The organism is Pedobacter riviphilus (assembly GCF_014692875.1).
Lineage (GTDB): Bacteria > Bacteroidota > Bacteroidia > Sphingobacteriales > Sphingobacteriaceae > Pedobacter > Pedobacter riviphilus.
The window spans coordinates 359,038-377,888 of sequence record NZ_CP061171.1; the positions used below are offsets into that span (position 1 = coordinate 359,038).

An 18,851-nucleotide genomic window follows, 5' to 3' on the forward strand; every position below is an offset into this window, starting at 1 on the left:
AGAATATAAAAATGATGAAAAACAACATATTTAAAATTCTGGTTTTATGTGCAGTCGTCATATTTACAGGCTGTACAAAAGGAAAAGAACTGAAATCCTTAACCGGGGCAACTTATACTGTTACCGGCGCTGCAGATGGAACGCAAATGGTACCCGCTACAGGTGTTAATGCTACAGGAAGTTTTAATGGCTGGTACGATGAACAAGCAAATGTGCTAACCTTTACCCTAACCTGGAGCAATATTTTTACGGGTGCTCCTGCTGATGTAATCACTTCGGTAAAATTTTATGGGCCTGCAGCAACAGGAACTAACGGCACGCTGATCAAAACAGTAACTTTTTCCAACAGTAATGCATCAGGCTCGGTTAACCTTGGGCTTGGCGGATATGCCGAGCTAAGCCCAACAGAAATACCTGTATTACTTAACGGAAGTTGTTATTATGTGCTTTGTACCCAAAAATACCCAACAGGCATAATCAGGGGGCAACTTAAATCGATCAAAAACTGATCCTAATCGGCAAGAATAATAAGTATAGCGGAAGAGGGTGTATCATAAAGACAATTTTACCTCTGATGCTGTCGTGTTTAACTCGGCCTGTACTGAGTTTTACGAAGTATCGAAACACATTAAGACTATTAATATGGGACATTCAATAGGTCATCCGTAGAAGTCCCTTTGACAGGATGAAAATTCTCTTTGTTTTGGATACTTTTTTAAATTATTCGGTTTTATCGATTAATAGAGTATTAAAAACACTACGCTGTGTCATAACAATATGAAAAACGAAAATCTGCCAGAAAAAACTGATAAAGAGCATCTGCCTTTCAACTTTAAGCGAAAGTTAGTTTCAGATGAAGATATCCGAAAGCATTGGAATCGCATTGCGACAAGAATTTTTAGAGATGGAGAAGCTGAACATCCCCTGGAGCCAAAGGATAACAATATTTAATTGATTTAGCGGATAACGAAGTTTTCCAGTACTATATTTTTTACCCGTTTATTAGGGTTGTCTTGTTGATAACCGCATCTGATTTTTAAAACAAATGCCCCAATACGTCTAACATTTTATGAAATTTTACCAATATACTTTTCTTACACTATTTTTCTTTATTACATTTTTTAGGGCATCAGCGCAAAATATCAATCCTGGTTCAGAACAGATACTTTATTCTCCTGACAGGTCTCTTATGGTCCGTTTTTATCAAAAAGAATCAGCAGATTATAAAAAAACATTTTTTTATCAATTGTCTTATAAAGGAAAAAATGTTATTCTAGAGTCGAAACTTGATCTGGAGCTTGATAATCACCTGTCAGAAAGTGCAATGGCACTTCCAGTAGATACCCATCAAAAATGGTTTGAGAATCTCGAGATAAAGAATTCAGTGCGCATGCAAAAAGATACCACCTGGACTCCTGTTTATGGCGAAAGGAAATTTATCCGTGATCATTACAACAGTTTGGTGATTAAAACGGTGAAGGATGATAATCCGATATACGAAATGAATATCGAATTCAGGGCCTATAACCAGGGTGTAGCATTCCGCTTTTTCTTCCCAGAAAATGTTAAGGGAACCTATTACCGGATCATGTCTGAAAATACTGAATTTAAGTTTGAAGAAGGTACATCAGCCTGGAAGGCAAACTGGGCACAGGCACCATATAATAAGGTGGCACTAGAAAATTGGGATGCAGAAGCCGAACGACCACTGACTCTTGAACTGAAAAATGGTCTGTTTGTATCTTTGTTAGAGGCCCAGATGGTAGATTATTCCAGAACAAAATTTAAACTGAAGGAAAAAAATACAATAGTTACCTCTATGTTTACCCCTGTAGATCTGATTTCTCCAGTAGCAAGCCCCTGGAGATCGGTAATGGTTGCCGAAAGTGCAGCAGGCATCGCTGAAGGAACAGATCTGATCTTAAACCTCAATGAATCATCTAAAATAAAAGATCAAAGCTGGATAAAACCAGGTAAGATTATGCGCGTGATGACGCAAACTACAAAAGATGCACTAGAGAATATCGATTTTGCAAAAAAACGCAACCTGCAGTATGTCCTGTTCGACTGGAAATGGTATGGCCCCGCCTTCAGTTTCAGTTCAGATGCATCAAAAGTGGCCATCAGCGATTTCGACCTACCTGCAATTATTAAATACGGAAAAGAAAACGGAATAGGGGTGTGGTTATATGTTAACCAACAGGCGCTCTTGATGCAGAGTGATAGCCTTTTTTCAATCTACAAAAAATGGGGTGTTGCAGGGGTTAAGTTTGGCTTTGTGCAATCAGGCTCACACCGTTGGACAACATGGGTAGAAAAAGCCATACAACAGGCAGCACAGAACCAGATAATGGTTAACATTCACGATGATTGGCGCCCAACGGGCGAGCAACGCACCTGGCCCAATTTAATGACAGCAGAAGGAATAAGGGGAAATGAAGAAATGCCCGATGCCACCAGTAATACCGTAATGCCGTTTACCAGGTATATTGCAGGAGCTGCAGATTATACCATCTGTTATTTTAATAATCGGATTAAGACTACTCACGCACATCAGCTTGCTTTGGCTGCCATTTATTTCAGCCCCATCCAGACTTTATATTGGTATGATAAACCAGCCCTTTATAAAGGCGAACCCGAGCTTGAATTCTGGGACAAGATTCCTGTTACCTGGGATGAAACAAAGGTTTTGTCGGGAAGCCCTGGTGAGTACGTTACAACAGCAAGGCGCAGTGGCGAGGAATGGTTTTTAGGTAGTATTACCAATAACGAGGCCCGTAAGGTAGAATTGAAGTTCGATTTTCTTCCGAAGGGACAAAAATTTGTTGCCCGGATTTATAACGATGACAACACTGTTGCCACTGCCACTAAAGTGGGGATAAAAGACATAACAGTTGATTCAAAATCTATCCTGAAACTGGATCTCCAGGCTTCAGGAGGTGCTGCAATCTGGCTCCATAAAAAATAATGATATAAAGGATTACAACCACATCAAAATGAACAACAAACCTGCTTTTACAGAAAAGAAATTCCTTTTAACTTTTATCCTGGTTACTTCCCTATTTATGTTATGGGAGTGGCACACTCCATGAGCGATGTGCTCAATAAACATTTTCAGAATGTACTTAACGTATCAAAAGCACAGTCTGGACTAATCCAGTTTTCCGTATTTGGTGCCTATTTTATCATGAGCATTCCTGCTGGGATATTTCTGAAGCGCTTTGGTTATAAAGCCGGTGTAATATTGGGGCTCGGGCTTTTTGCGCTGGGTACTTTTCTTTTTGTACCAGCTGCAAATGCAGAAAGTTTTGGTTTTTTTAGGATAGCATTATTTATTCTTGGCTGCGGAATGGCAACATTGGAGACTGTTGCACATCCCTTTGCGGCCTCACTGGGCGATCAGCGTACCAGTGATAGAAGGGTAAACTTCTCTCAGTCTTTCAATGCAATAGGTGCAATAATTGGCCCGGCGATAGGAACATTCTTTTTACTTCGAGCAACTTCCGGAGGACACGAAAATTCCCTCGATTCGGTAAAATTGCTTTACGCAGGACTCGGAGGATTTATTTTGATCGTTGCGGTGGCTTTTTTCTTTATCCGCATTCCCGATCTGATCGATCCGCACCACATTTCTGATGAACCCATAGCAGCACAGAATATCGATATTGCTCCTGGAAAAAGCCTTTTTCAGAACAGGCACTTTGTTTGGGCAGTAGCGGCTCAGTTTTTTAATGTAGCTGCACAGGCGGGTACTTGGAGTTATTTTATAAATTATGGACATGAGAAGATGGGCTTTTCTGATGAGAAGGCCGGAAACTTTATGGTATTGTTTATGGTAATGATGGCGCTCGGAAGATTCGTTGGGACTTACCTGATGAAATTTATAGCCCCGAATAAGATCCTTGCAGCATTCGCCATTTGTAGTATTGTTGCCTGTCTTATTGTAGCCCAAAGCTGGGGCTGGACATCGTATTGCGCACTGCTAAGTATCAATTTTTTCTTTAGTATTATGTTCCCTACCATTTTTAGTCTCGGCCTGAAAAATCTTGGTTCACATACGCAACAAGCTTCCTCGTATATTTCTATGGGGGTGGTTGGCGGAGCGGTAATGCCTTATTTTATGGGTAAGATAGCCAATGTAGATGTTGCCCATGCTTATTATCTGCCCATTATCTGTTATGTAGTGATCTTTCTTTTTGCTGCCAGATTTTTTAGGGTAACCAGGTAAACAATTTTCAGCATCCCATCTTAACACAGGAGTTGGCCTTAAACCCAGCGCTGATCTAAAGTCCCGGATGATAATTTTTTAGTTTTAGTTCTATATTAACCTGGTTACCCAATGGTGGCTGGGTTTTTATTCTTTAAAATTTTTGAGAAAACTGGGTTTTATCAATGGATTAAACAGCGTTTGAGAAGAGAAATCGACAGAGTATGAATTAAGCTTAAATATGTCCTACTATTATAATGTTTCATTATTTTAGTAGCCAATAACCCAAAACTGTGCGAAGAATACTGCTGATTTTTCTTTTACTATATGCCGGTATGAGTGTGGCCTCAGAGCGAGACTCGATCAGCGTACGTCATCTGGAAATAGAAGATGGGCTATCCAATAATTATATCCGCTGTGTTTACCAGGACAGAAAAGGATTTTTCTGGTTCGGTAGCAGAGATGGCCTTAACCGTTATGATGGATATGGGTTCAAAGTATTCCGAAATGAGATTGGCAATAAAACTTCTCTGATCCATAATATTATACATGCAATTAACAGTGATGCAGACAATAATATATGGATAGGTACCAGGAAGGGATTAAGTATTTACGACGATAAAAAAGGCATTTTTACAGAAGGTTCATGGCATGGATCTGTAGAAGGAACAGATTTACCCATTACAAATGTAATCAGAGATCTTGTTCCCGGTACAAACCACACCATGCTTGTGGCTACCGAAGGAATTGGACTGCTACGGTTTAAGAGAGGTAAAACCGTGGGTGAGCAAATCCCCCTTCTTATAAATGGAAAGCGCACTTTTTCTTATGGTGTGCAATCGGTGAGGCTTGATGATAAGGGAAGAGAATGGGCATTTGTACAAAACCTTGGCCTTTATTATGTTGATCCCAAAGTTGGTGCACTGGTGCTGGCTAATGCAGATATTGTGCTTGCGCTTTCTTTGGGGGTAAGTAGCGGACAGGTGTATATTGGTACTAACAATGGTTTATACCACTATGATCCGGTAAAAAGGGAAAATACAGCTGTTCCAGGCAGTGGAATTAAACTACCGGGCAAAGCAATTTCAAGCATTACAACAGATAAGCATAATATGCTCTATCTGGGAACATATGGAGAAGGAGTATTCTGTTATGATCCGGCAAGTGGAAGGGTGCAGGTGCTGGATAATGAAATTAATAACAGCTTGAGCGGTGAGCAGATATACGCTATATTTATCGATAAAAACGATAGAAAATGGATTGGGACATATTCTGGCGGAGTAACCATTCTCGATCCTGTAAAAAAAATATTCCATACCTGGGCGCATAATCCGCAGGGAAATTCTATCCCCGGAAACTCCATATCATCATTTTTAGCGCCAAAAGATGGAAAACTTTATATCGGCACGGATGGTACGGGACTTAGTATCTGGGACAGGAAGTTAAACCAATTTACCAATTATAAACACACTTCAGACCCTAATACTATATCCAGTAATTTTATTTCATCAATGGTCTCTGACAATGATGGAAACATCTGGATCGGGACTTTTACAGAAGGAGCTAACCGTTTCGATCCGAATACAAAGAAATTTACTAGGTATAAGATCGTAGATCCGCAGACAGGAGTAGAAAGTAAGGTTGCTTTTACGGTATTTGAAGATAGAGACCATGATATCTGGGCAGGAACCCTCAGGCGTGGAAGTCTTCTTGGCGGACTTTATCGCTTTAATCCCAGTTTGGATAAGTTTGAACTTTTCGACAAAAACTGGGTGACCTGTTTACCATGATGCAGACCCGGGATGGACACATTTGGGCCGGCAATCTCGATCAGCTGATCGAAGTTGATAAAAAAGGGAAGAACCACAGGTTTTATGATCTTGGTTATACCGTTAGGGTGATATTTGAAGACAAAAAAGGATTGCTCTGGATAGGAACAGAAGGTGGTGGGCTCATTGTTTTTAATCCTTTTAAAAGAAAAATAGTTTCAAGGTTAACTACTGCTAATGGCCTTTGTAATAATTCGGTACTGAGCCTCATTCCCGATAATCAGGGAAATCTATGGATGAGTACCTATTTCGGGGTATCATGTTATAACCTTGCTAAAGGTACTTTCAGAAGTTTTTACCAGAGTGATGGGTTGCAGAGCAATCAGTTCCAGATCAATGCGGGCATCAAACTCAGCACCGGGGAAATCGCTTTTGGGGGCATAAAAGGGTTTAGTCTTTTCGATCCACAGGAAATTATGCCACACAGCCAGATGCCAAGCCTGTTTCTTACCGGAATAACCATTAACAATATGCCGCTGGAAGAGAACCTGAAACTGATTGTTGATGAAGATAATATTACCATTAAGGAAATAGAGGTCCCCTATGATCAGGCCGTATTTTCCTTTTCTTTTACCGCACTCGAATTTTCATCCCCAGAAAAGATTTCCTATAAATATTTTATGGATGGCTGGGACAGGGGCTGGACAAATTCGGGGAAAGACAGAAAAGCAACTTATACGCATATTTCCGAAGGTAACTATACATTTAGGGTTAGAAGTACCAATGCGGAAGGGGTATGGGGGCACAATGAAATTATCCTGAAAATTAAGGTTCTTCCGCCATGGTACAGAACATGGTGGGCTTACTTGGGCTATATAGCTATTATCTCATCACTTATCTATGTATATCTTCGATATAGGTCTGCGCAGACCCGTTTAAAGTATGAAGTTCAGATTGCGAACCTCGAATCCCAAAGGAAGAAAGCAGAATATGATACGGAGGTAGCCCAGCATAAAATGGAGCGTTTAGCGCATGAAAAGGAGCGACTGATTAATGAGCAGGAAAAGGCACTTGCAGAGAAGCGCATGTCATTCTTTACCAATATTTCTCATGAATTCCGTTCCCCACTTTCTCTGATCATCAATCCAATTAATGACCTGATCAAAAACGGAAACGTGGAAGGTAATGGAAATGCAGCGCTCAGCATGATCCAGCGTAATGCCAAAAGGATGCTGTCACTGGTAGATCAGTTGCTGCTTTTTAGAAAAGCAGAAGAAGGTTTTGAGAACATCACAGCGGCTAAACTTGATCTTGAAAAATTATCCAGGGAGGTTTTTTATTGCTTCGTTCAACAGGCCTCAGCCAAGCTCATCGATTATAGGTTTGAAAATTCTGCAGTAAATAAGGAAGTATATGCCGATAGGATAAAGATCGAAATTGTGCTGTTTAACCTGATTTCTAATGCATTGAAATATACGCCAAATGGTGGTGAAATAGTGGTAAGGTTAACCGAAGAGGATCAAAGTCTTTTGATTACTGTCCAGGATTCAGGGTCAGGGATTCCCCTCACAGCAGGAGAAAAGATTTTTGATCGTTTTTATCAGGCGGAACGGACAGACGGGAACCATAAATCTGGATTTGGGATCGGGCTCTACCTGGCTAAACAGTTTATGGAAGCACATTCTGGGCGTATTTCTTATAAAAACAGGGCCGAAGGCGGAAGTATATTCAATGTCTGTTTCTTGAAGGGAAAAGCGCATCTTGTTGGCCATGTTATGGAAGAAGAACAGGAAAGTTCTGAAGCCCTTTTTAATGAAATGTATACCAGCGCATTGCCCGAGTCTGCTGAACAAAATAATATCAGTCTGGATGTAAACCTGGTTAGCGATCGGCAGTCTATTCTGGTTGTTGATGATGAAAGAGATATCCGGGAATACATTTCTGGTCTTTTCTCCAACCTGTACACTGTTTATCAGGCCGAGAATGGCGAACAAGGGCTTCAGTTCGCAGCAGAAAAACTTCCAGACCTGATTATTACAGATTTTAAGATGCAAGGGATAGATGGGATAGAATTCTGTCAGATGATCAAATCCAATCCTACGCTTTCTTATATCCCTGTTATTCTGTTAACCGCAAGTTCATCTCAGGAAGTGAAGCTGAAAAGTGTTCACGGTGGTGCTGATGATTATATCAACAAACCCTTTGAACGCGAATACCTGATTGCCAGGGTGGCCAATCTGCTTCGAAACCGGAATAATCTTCAAAATTACTTTTATAACGAAATCACGCTGCAGAGCAATGCTGTGGTCGTATCCGAAGAGTATAAGAAATTTTTGGATACCTGTATCTTAGTTGTTGAAAACCACCTTACAGATTCTGACTTCGGCATTAAGGCACTTGCCGATGAGATAGGGATGAGCCACTCTAATTTATATAAGCGTGTGAAAAGCATTTCCGGCCAATCGGTGAATTCCTTCATCCGCTTTATCCGTTTGAGGAAAGCTGCAGAGCTGATGATCAACTCTGACAATAATGTAACCGAGGTGGCTTTCCGTTCGGGATTTAATGACGCCAAATATTTTGGCAAACAGTTCTCAAAACTTTTTGGAACCACCCCTTCAGCGTTTATCCGGAAACACCGCAAGACTTTCAATAAAAGGTATAAAATGAAATAGACTGTTTAATTGATTTAGGAACATAAAATGGCTTTTTTGGCCTTGCTAAAGCGGTTTGGCGAAAATACACTCCTATTTTACGAATTTATACCCATCATTTTTTCTAGCACGTACCATCTTCGTATCAACCAAATATTGATATGTTATGATGACTGAGAAATTAATTGCATTATGGGAAGGTACACTTGTGGGGAATGAGCGAGATTACGAGCAATTGCATGCAAAACTTTATCCAAAACTTTTCGTTTTTACCTCCAGGATGTTAGATGATGATGATCTGGTAAACGATCTGTTACAGGATCTTTTTATTAAATTTTGGGAGAACAAAGAAAAAATCGGAGCAATCAGAAATGTGGAAGCTTACTTTTACAGGTCTGCCAGGTCGATCGTACTTAATCATATCCGTTTAACCAAACACCGTGAAACTAAGTTAACCTTAATGCCCGCTCCAAGCTTAGTATTTTCAGCAGAGGATATTATGGTATCTAATGAATCAGATTCGCTGATGAAACAGCAAATGGTAGTGGCACTTAATACGCTCCCTGCTAAACAGCGTGAAATACTTACCATGCGTTTTTATGATGATCTTAGCTATCCACAGATTGCCGATATCCTTAAAATACGTTATCAATCCGTTATAAATCATGTTTACCGTGCAGTACAAGCGCTTAGGCAGGTCTCAGACCTTTCATCCGTTTATGCAGCTTAACCAAGCATAGCCTAATGTCCTTAAGTTAAGGAGAAAACAAAAAAGCATTGCCATCCTTGACAACATCTGTATTTCAGGGCAGTTACCAAGTATTACGGTAGAAACCTGTTCCGATGTTATGCACCCGTTCTGTTAAAAGAATGAAACCACATAAAATGAAAATAAACCATGCAGGCAGATGCCTGCTCAGATTTGTCTTTGCCCTGTTTGCATTGTTATACACGGCAACAGGTATGGCACAGCAGCGAAAAGCAATCTTTCCGGGCGAACTTTGGCCAGATGATAAGGGAAATCATATCCAGGCGCACGGTGGAGGGATTACTAAGGTAAAGGATACCTATTACTGGTATGGAGAAGAGCGTCGCCAGGGGTTGGATTCCAATTACAGGTACGTAAGCTGTTATTCTTCAAAAGATCTGATGAATTGGAAATTCAGGGGAGATGTATTTAAAATGACCGATCCCGATAGCCTTGGAAAAAAATGGGTACTGGAACGCCCAAAAGTTTACCATAACCTCAAAACTGGAAAATACATTATGTATATGCATATAGATGGGCAGGTTAAGGGCGAAGTAGGTAATTACAAGTATGCGCGGGTAGGTGTAGCTATTGGCAATTCTCCGACTGGGCCATATAGGTTTATCCGCACATTCCGTCCCTTAGGTCAGGTAAGCCGTGATATTGGCCAATTTATAGATGATGACGGATCTGCATATCTTATTTTTGAAGACAGGCCGGTTAAAGGCTTCCACATTGCAAAACTTTCTGAAGATTATCTGGATGTTGAAAAAGATATCTGTATCATTAAAGCACCATTGGAAGGTGGAGCCGTGGTAAAATATAATGGGCTTTATTATGCAATTGGATCGGCACTCACCAGTTGGAATCCAAACCCCAATAAGTATGCAACTGCTAAATCCCTGGAAGGCCCATGGTCTGAGTTTGAAGATATTGCTCCACCTGAAACCAATACTTATGGCTCACAATCTACCTTTATGCTTAAGGTTGTGGGTACAAAATCAACCGCAGTAATCTTTGTGGCCGACAAATGGAAACCCCGTACCCAATGGGATTCCCGCTACCTTTGGATGCCTCTGGAGATTGGCGATGGTAAACTCAAACTCCCTGAACCTAAACCATGGCGTATCAACGTAAAAACTGGAGAAACAGTGCTCTTTAAATAAGGAGACCAGCATAGAAAAATAGCATCCATTTTACTTTCGTCTTTCCCGGATAAGTATATCGTGTGGACATATATCTTATCTATCTATGATTGCATTTTTTTCTTTGTTTAAGGCGATCTTTATGCTCAATTTATTTTAATATACGACTAAGATTTGTTTTTGTTCCCATCTGCTACAAATGGACTTAGTCCATTTGTAGCAGATGGGTGACTTATCGACAAAAGGATAAGTAAGCGATACTCTATAGCGTATATTTATATCTTAGGTATTACAGTGTGAGTATGGTCTTATATTTTTCGTGTCGTATAACGTATATTTCAAAATCCCATTAATTCATAACAATGAAAAAATTGCAGTCTCTTTATTTAATTGTCTATTTCCTGTTTTTTTTAAGCTCCGTTTCATTTGCACAGAAGAAATTTATACATCCTGGTATTTTGTTTTCAAGCTCAGATCTACTAAGAATACACCATACCGCTCAGGATAAAAACTCGGCCGGTTACGCATCATTTCAACTACTAAAAGACAATCCTCTGGCCAGTTCAGATTATAAGATGAAAGGGCCATTTAAGGTAATATCCAGAGATGGAGAATTTGGGAACACCAAGAGCCGTATGGAAGCAGACTTTAGTGCGGCTTATCTTAATAGCCTTATGTGGGTAGCTACCCACGATCAGAAACATGCCGAAAGAGCCATTGCCATTTTGCTGAGCTATGCAGATTCCCTGCAGCGAATTCCGGCTACCAATGATGCTCCATTGTTGGTGGGTTTGGAAGGAATCAAGATTGTCAATGTTCTGGAAATCCTGAAATACGATTTTAAAACTGTTGATCCAAAAAAGCTTGAACAGATAGCCCGCATGGTAACTGGAATCTTTTTACCGGTGTGTGAGCAATTTTATGCAAGCCCTGCCTATACCAATGGAAACTGGGGCCCAATTGTAACCAAATTTTACCTCTCGGCTGCAATCTATCTTGATAATCAGAAAATGTATGATAAGGCGGTACGTTTTTACCTTCATGCTAACGATAACGGAACTATAGCCAACTACGTAGATGGGAAAAGCGGACAGATACAGGAAAGTGGTAGAGATCAGAGCCATTCCCAGTTAGGTATCGGGGCAATGGCCACTGTTTGCGAAATTGCATGGAAACAGGGCAATGACCTTTATGGTGCGCTTGATAACCGACTATTAAAAGGATTTGAATATACCGCCAGCTATAACCTTGGCAACGAGGTTCCTTTTAAAACCTGGAAGGATATTACCGGAAAATATAGTGAATGGACGCAAATTTCTACTGCCGGAAGGGGTAGATTTATCCCTATTTACCAAATGGTTTATAACCATTATGTACGCAGAAAGGGGCTTTCAATGCCGTTTACCCAGCAGGTAATCGCAAAAACGGGTGCTGAAGATTATGATCGGGACCAACCGGGCTTTGGCGACCTACTTTACCTTGGCAGCAAATAAGTTTACAATACAAATATTTTGTTTTTCTCGACCAGGCTAAGATTGATAGATATCTATAGAGAGGTCGTCCTTGCGAGGCACGAAGCAATCTTACAACGATCGCTAATAGCGTGCGCATTAAGATCGAAAAAGAAGTTCATTTTGCTAAACCGGTTTTGTTTAATTAAGTTTGGCTGGCCAGATAAGCAATTCACATAACCGGGAAATTCTCCGACAAACAATTTTCGGATATCTAGAGTATCCCATGAGCAACCAGGTGTCATTATTCTGTGGAATCCAAAATCTTTTATCCTGTCGGATATTTCATTAACATAAAAGAAGCCCTATAAACATTGATGAGTAAAATTTTCTTATTTCTGATTTTTCCCTTACTGATGCAATTTACGGACAAAACTACTGAATATGTCCCGGCTCCAGTTCCCCTTAAAAGTATTTATGTTTCCGTATCAGGCAGCGATAAGGCAGAAGGTTCGGCAGCTAAACCTTTCAGAACGATCAGTTATGCTGTTTCAAAGGCCATGCCTGGAGACAAAATACTCGTTTCAGCAGGCGTTTACCGTGAATCGGTGGTGTTTGAGCGCGGTGGAAGTTCAACAGGTAAAAGGATTACACTGCAAGCATTGAACCGCGCAAAAGTGATGATCAAAGGCTCCGATCGGAAAACAGGATGGGTAAAGGATAAAAACAAACTTTGGAAATGTGTGCTGGATACTCCCCAGACCAGGATGATGCTCTTTTTTAACAGTAAGAAACTGGTGAATGTAACTACCCTTCAGGAATGCAGTAAGGCACTGCGCTGGACTAAAACCCTTGAAGACGGGAAAGCGGTAATTTGGGCCAATTTCGGTGCATTAGATCCCAATGTAGGGCTAACGGAGCTTTCGGTTAGGAATATCGGAATTAGTGCCGGGCCCGGTGTAGATTATATTAACATCGAGGGAATTGCCATCAGCCAGATAGCCAATGGTTATGCCTCTATTTATGCAGAACAGCCTGGCGCAATAGATACCAAAAATGGAAAATACTGGAGCATAATAGATTGTTCTATTAGTGAATGCCATGGTGTGGGTATTTCTATAGGCACACCAGGGCATGTTTATACAGATGTTAACGCGGGCAGGCCAGAATTTAACGATTATACGGATCTGGCGTCTGTTGGACATCACAAGATTAGCAAAAACCATATTTTTAATTGTGGGCAGGCAGGTATTTTTGGATTAATTGGAGGTACATCGAGCATTATAGAAGATAATCTGATAGAGAACATCAACCAGGATGGTGGTTATACAGGTGATGAATCTGCAGGTATCCGGTTGGCCATGGCGGTTGATGCTACCCTTACGCATAACCTGATCCGTAGGGTTTATGGAAAAAATGGTTATGGTGTATTTTTAGGGCCGATTTTTCAGGGCGCCCGTTTATCAAGGAATATTATTTCAGATAGTAATGCCGGACTGTTATACCTGTTTAAAAACCACGGACCAACTCTATTTGACAACAATATACTTGCAATGACAGATACCGCAGATAAAAAGGTTGATGGCGTAAAAATGGAGGCATCTGAGGCAAATGTTTTTGTTCAGAACCTGTTCTATAACTGTAGTTTTCTCAATGGCCGACAACCTGGTATGCCAGTATCAACATCCAATTTCTTGCCGCATAGCCTGGTCATCAAACAGACAATCCCTGCGCTAAATATAGACCACAGATGGTACGGGAATCTTTTTGTCGGCAAGGGGGCAGGCATAGCTAAGTCAACGGGGTGTGAGGCAGATTTTAATCTTTATGCAGATGGAGCGCTGCCGCTAAGCTGGGCCGATGAGAATAGCACAAAAGCCAAAAATAGTTTATCCTTCCGCCTGGAACATCATCAGAAAGGTGTAGCATTATTATGGAAAAAAGAAGCATTAAGGCCAATAAAGATTCCGGCATTAACAGCTAACTTTTTAGGTTTTTTTGCGCTGAGTAAGCAATACATAGAATATCCTGATGGAAAAAAGATAACGATTAATAGGGATTTCCTGAATATGGCGGGCACTTCAGTAAGGCCTCCGGGCCCTTTTTATCCAGGGCAGGGCCTTAAACAAAGAATAAAATTATTTTAAAATATTGAGCATGCATAATTTAAATGTTTGTAGTAGGTTAATCCGTCACACTAATTGGATGTTAACCCTTATCGTCTTTTTTCTCTTTATAGTAGATACGCATGGGCAAGTACTGAAACTGGGGGTGCCAGTTGCATACCATCCAAAACCTTTTACCCATCCTGGCCTGTTGCATTCAATTAGTGATCTTCAGCGGATGAAAGATATGGTGGCCATAGGCAGGGAACCGTGGAAGAGTGCTTTTGAGAAATTCAAATCGCACCCGTGGTCAAGCGCTTCCTGCGAACCTCATGCCGTTCAGCATGTAGAACGTAGCTTATTGATTGGTGCCGGTAAAAATATAGGAAACCTAGAAAAAGATGTTTGTGCCGCTTATCAAAATGCAATAATGTGGAATATTACTGGCGATGAAGCCCATGCTAAAACCGCCATAAAAATAATAAATGCCTGGTCTGATACTTTTAAAGTTTTTGATGGAACAGATGTAGAGTTAGGGGCAGGACTGAATGTTTTTAAGATGGCCAGTGCCGCAGAGATCATGCGGGCTACCTACCCTAAATGGAAACAGGACGACATCGAAAAATGTAAAGTGATGTTCAGAGAGGTGTTTTATCCTCCCATCCAGTATTTTGCGCTTTGGGCCCACGGTAACTGGGATCTGGCCTGTATGAAAGGTATGATGGCTATTGCCGTTTTTAATGATGACCATGAAATGTTCGACCGTGCAGTTGATTTCTATTATAAGGGCCCTGGAAATGGTAGCCTGCTGCATTATGTCGTAAATGAAGATGGCCAGTGTCAGGAGAGTGGGCGTGATCAGCCACACTGTATGCTTGGAATCGGCCATCTGGCAGAAATGTGCGAAATTGGGTGGAATCAAGGGATGGATATGTACAGTTTTGCGCAGAACAGGTTGCTCAAAGGGTTTGAGTATACAGCCCGGTATAATCTAGGAGAAGATGTGCCTTTTGAGCCTTATAACGATATCAGTGGCAGATTTCCTGCCGATAAGATATCCATCAATGGAAGAGGAAAGCTGCGCTCGATCTTTGAACAGGTATACAACCATTATGCTTTCCGCGTAAAGGGTATACCTGCAGATCAATACCGCTATACAAAACGGGCAGCAGATGAATTGAGACCCGAAGGGGCAGGATTTAATGCCGACAACGCAGGTTTCGGGACACTTTTCTTTTCCCTGCCCCACCTATAGTAATCTGGATAGCAAATTAATAACCTAAAATAACGTTCGAACCTGATAATACACTGATCTAAAGTGATATGTACAGAATAATTTTTATCTGCTTTACTTTTTTATTGCTATGCCAAAACATTTTTGCTGCAGAATGGCAATGGTCTGTTTCCGTGCAGGGTAATATTTCTTCCGAAACAGGAGAAAAGCCGACGGCATTTTTATGGATACCGCCTGATTGTAAACAAGTAAGAGGGGTGGTTATTGGCCAGCACAATATGCTTGAAGAAGGAATATTGGAGCATAGTGCTTTTAGAAAAAATCTTTCTGCGCTTGGTCTTGCCGAAATCTGGATGACGCCGTCGGTTGATATGGTTTTTAACCTCAGCTCCTCGGCAGTTTTTTTCGGAACAATGAAAAACCTTGCAGACCTATCTGGTTATGAGGAACTCGCATTTGCTCCGGTTATCCCCATTGGGCACTCTGCTGCGGCAAGCTATCCCTGGAATTTTGCTGCTTTTAATCCCGATCGTACAATTGCCGTGTTATCTATTCATGGCGATGCACCATTAACCAATATGACCGGGAGCGGTAAACCCAATCCTGATTGGGGCGAAAGAAATTTAAACGGTATCCCCGGGCTTTTTGTGATGGGGGAAGATGAATGGATTGAAGGACGGATTAGCCCGGCAATGAAATATAGAAAAGATAACCCCAATACACCCATTGCATTACTTTGTGATGCAGGCCATGGTCACTTTGACTATTCTGATGAACTGATTAACTACCTTAATCTGTTTATCTCTAAAGCAGTAAAAACCCGGCTTCCCCAAAAAACACCTTTACATACTTTTCCGATACTTTCTGCTGTTAAGCCTCAAAAAGGATGGCTGGTGGATAGATGGAGGAGAAACGAATTGCCAAATGCCGTTTCAGCACCCTATCATGATTATCAGGGAAACAAAGCTGAGGCCGGATGGGTATTTGATGCGCAGATGGCAAAGGTAACCGAGGATCTGTATCGGGCTGCGCGGGCAAAAATAAAACGCTCAATCGGATTCACTCAACAGGGTAAACTCTTGTCTCCTGCAGGATCTGCTGGTTTCAGGCCGCTTTTTCATCCTCTTGCAGATGGGATTACCTTTCATGTTTCGGCAATAAATACCGATACCACAACCCATCAGATTGATGTGCGCTATCGTCCCGAAGAGAAAATTGTGATTTCCAGGATCTGCGGGCCGGTCAAGAAAATCAATGACTCCACATTTCAGTTGTCTTTTTACCGAATGGGATTTAATAACACCAAGCGGAGCAATGATATCTGGCTAATGGCCAGTCAGAAAGGCGATGCTAAATATCGCTCATCAGTACAACAGGCAAATATGAAGATTCCCCTTACCAATCTGAAAGGGATGCCACAGCAAATTATTTTCCCAGAAATCCCTGACCAGAAAAAATCTGTGAAATCCTTGAAACTGATTGCCCATTCTGACGCTGGATTGCCCTTACAGTATTTTGTAAAGGAAGGGCCTGCAGAAATTGTAGATGGTATACTTTATTTTACAGGCATCCCGCCCAGAAGTAAGTTGCCGTTAAAAGTTACGCTGGTCGCATGGCAATATGGATGTAATAGTCCCGCGAAGCAGGTCCAATCGGCTGTCCCGGTTCAAAGGACATTTTCGATAATTAACTGATCGGTCACTTTATCTAATTTCCGGTAATGGCAAAAAAGATTTCTATAGGCGATGTAGCAACTGCCCTTAATATTTCAAAGTCTACAATTTCCTTCATTATCAATGGCAAGGCTAAAGAGAAACGGATCAGTTTGGCTTTGACCGAAAAGGTACTTCAGTACATCGATGAGAACGGATATAAACCAAGCCGCCTGGCTCAAAGCCTGAGCACTGGTAAAACCATGATTATTGGCCTGATGGTGGAAAAAATATCCGATTATTTTTTTGCACAGATGGCCTATCATATAGAGGAAATTGCCTACCAGAGCGGGTATAAGATTTTCTATTGTAGCACTGATAACGATCCGGATAAAACCAGGGAGCTCATCCAGCTTTTCAGAGACCGCAATGTAGATGGTTACATCATAACGCCTCCGCCCGGGATGGAAAAAGAAATACAGGCGCTTATTGACGAAGGATCTCCGGTTGTACTGTTCGATAGGTATTATCTTGATGTTGAATCGAGTTATGTAATCCTCGATAATTTTAAAGCCAGCTATAATGCTTCCAAATACCTGGCAGAAAACGCTTTTGCCCATATTGCATTTATTACACTGGATAGTAACCAGAGCCAGATGGAAGAAAGGAAACTGGGCTATACCAAGGCAATGGCCGAACACGAGTTGGAAGTTATTATAGAAAAAGTACCCTATGGAAATGATCCTGCCCAAACAGTTAAACAGCTTGTTAAGTTCCTCAAGCAGAATAAAAGGGTCGATGCAGTTTACTTTGCTACCAATTATCTTACTTTTAGTGGCATAAAGGCGATTAATCAGCTTGGATATCATATCCCTGGTAAAATGGGTATTATTGCATTTGATGATCATCAGGTTTTCGATTTTTACGAGCCCACCATAACCGCAGTCGCCCAGCCTATATCTGAACTTGCGCGGCAATCCATCGGGGTGCTGCTCAGCTTGCTCAACAAGCCTTTAGAGGAGAGGGCTGTCCAAAAAGTAACCGTCCCGGCGCATTTCATTATTAGGGGGTCAACCACCAGATGATTATAAAATACCATAAATATCGTCTGGTAAATTAGAATTATGATATGCCGGTCTTGGTCTGCTACATTCCCTTTTTATGGGCAAATGAGGTAAAATTGTTATTTAACACAGTTTTTCGTATATTTGTGGTCTGGTATTTTTTGCCAGGATCACTTTCTCTGGGGCCGTTCTTGGATTTGACGGGGTGGCGAAAGTTATGTTAGCATGCAGTGCGTTGTTCGGAGAGCACTTAAAGTGAACGATCACATTTTAGTTGGCGAAAATACTTACGCCTTAGCTGCCTAGTTTAGAACTAGCTTAGCTTTTGTCCCTCTAACTGCTGCATTGTTGGGTTAGAATCTGGGGCATCGAAACAACAAAGCTGGCTTTAAGGAGATACGACTTAAAGTGAGATAAAGTATCTAAGGATTTAAATAAGGTCGGTTTTCAGCCCGTTTATTTCCCGAAAATCAACTGAAAAATAAGCATGTAGAAGGTATAATTTATCTCACAACTGGACAAGGGTTCGACTCCCTTCGGCTCCACAGAGTAATCTAATTTCAGAAGGTTACGTAATTAACGTCCAACTACGCCCATATAAGTGTAGTTGGGCGTTTTTTTTTGAAGGCTTTATTACAACCGATCAAATTTTTATTCATTTTCTTTCCAATATCAGGCTGTTTGAAAAAGCGCTCATGATATTTTTATAATGCCTTCAAAAATTTAATCAATTTACAGCAGGATTTTATTTTAAGATTAACATCAAGTTAAATTTTTGCGGCCACATAGGCTGCCATCCACCTAAATCGCTGATACAACGTA

Annotated in this window: 13 protein-coding genes and 1 other RNA gene; all 14 read left to right on the forward strand. The window is 41.0% G+C overall.

From position 1 onward, the window contains the following. Positions 1-11 precede the first annotated feature (11 nt). The 14 genes from H9N25_RS01380 to ssrA all read left to right on the forward strand — a co-directional run bounded on the left by H9N25_RS01380 (position 12) and on the right by ssrA (position 18,577). Positions 12-509: a CHRD domain-containing protein gene (locus H9N25_RS01380; RefSeq protein ID WP_190327698.1), complete on the forward strand. Its 498-nt coding sequence runs from the start codon at positions 12-14 to the stop codon at positions 507-509. Positions 510-777: 268 nt separating this feature from the next. Continuing rightward, positions 778-951 (forward strand): hypothetical protein, encoded by a 174-nt coding sequence (locus H9N25_RS01385; RefSeq protein WP_167292976.1) that lies wholly within the window; start codon positions 778-780, stop codon positions 949-951. Positions 952-1,069: 118 nt separating this feature from the next. Continuing rightward, positions 1,070-2,968, forward strand: a complete 1,899-nt coding sequence (locus H9N25_RS01390; protein WP_190327699.1) for a glycoside hydrolase family 97 protein — start codon at positions 1,070-1,072, stop codon at positions 2,966-2,968. 102 nt (positions 2,969-3,070) lie between these two features. Further along, the gene (gene fucP / locus H9N25_RS01395) at positions 3,071-4,228 is read left to right on the forward strand and encodes an L-fucose:H+ symporter permease (protein ID WP_330221075.1); all 1,158 of its coding nucleotides are present in this window, start codon (positions 3,071-3,073) and stop codon (positions 4,226-4,228) included. Between the two features lie 272 nt (positions 4,229-4,500). Further along, complete coding sequence (locus H9N25_RS01400) at positions 4,501-5,997, forward strand: ligand-binding sensor domain-containing protein (protein WP_190327700.1); 1,497 nt, start codon at positions 4,501-4,503, stop codon at positions 5,995-5,997. After that, entirely contained in the window at positions 5,994-8,651 is a 2,658-nt protein-coding gene (locus H9N25_RS01405) for a hybrid sensor histidine kinase/response regulator transcription factor (RefSeq protein WP_190327701.1), read from the forward strand. The genes H9N25_RS01400 and H9N25_RS01405 overlap by 4 nt, the downstream gene beginning before the upstream one ends. 145 nt (positions 8,652-8,796) lie before the next feature. After that, positions 8,797-9,360 (forward strand): RNA polymerase sigma factor, encoded by a 564-nt coding sequence (locus H9N25_RS01410; protein WP_167292980.1) that lies wholly within the window; start codon positions 8,797-8,799, stop codon positions 9,358-9,360. A gap of 140 nt (positions 9,361-9,500) precedes the next feature. Continuing rightward, positions 9,501-10,544 carry a family 43 glycosylhydrolase gene (locus H9N25_RS01415; protein WP_223833535.1) on the forward strand — a complete coding sequence of 348 codons (1,044 nt, stop codon included), beginning with the start codon at positions 9,501-9,503 and terminating at the stop codon, positions 10,542-10,544. 341 nt (positions 10,545-10,885) lie between these two features. Then, positions 10,886-12,016 (forward strand): alginate lyase family protein, encoded by a 1,131-nt coding sequence (locus H9N25_RS01420; protein ID WP_190327702.1) that lies wholly within the window; start codon positions 10,886-10,888, stop codon positions 12,014-12,016. Between the two features lie 335 nt (positions 12,017-12,351). After that, positions 12,352-14,121, forward strand: coding sequence for a right-handed parallel beta-helix repeat-containing protein (locus tag H9N25_RS01425; RefSeq protein ID WP_190327703.1), 1,770 nt, complete (start codon positions 12,352-12,354; stop codon positions 14,119-14,121). Between the two features lie 10 nt (positions 14,122-14,131). Further along, on the forward strand, positions 14,132-15,334 hold the full coding sequence (locus H9N25_RS01430) for an alginate lyase family protein (protein WP_190327704.1): 1,203 nt from the start codon (positions 14,132-14,134) through the stop codon (positions 15,332-15,334). Positions 15,335-15,402: 68 nt separating this feature from the next. Then, complete coding sequence (locus H9N25_RS01435; RefSeq protein ID WP_190327705.1) at positions 15,403-17,007, forward strand: hypothetical protein; 1,605 nt, start codon at positions 15,403-15,405, stop codon at positions 17,005-17,007. A gap of 26 nt (positions 17,008-17,033) precedes the next feature. Continuing rightward, positions 17,034-18,050 (forward strand): LacI family DNA-binding transcriptional regulator, encoded by a 1,017-nt coding sequence (locus H9N25_RS01440; RefSeq protein ID WP_190327706.1) that lies wholly within the window; start codon positions 17,034-17,036, stop codon positions 18,048-18,050. 160 nt (positions 18,051-18,210) lie between these two features. Continuing rightward, positions 18,211-18,577, forward strand: a transfer-messenger RNA (tmRNA) gene (ssrA, locus tag H9N25_RS01445). Positions 18,578-18,851 lie beyond the last annotated feature (274 nt).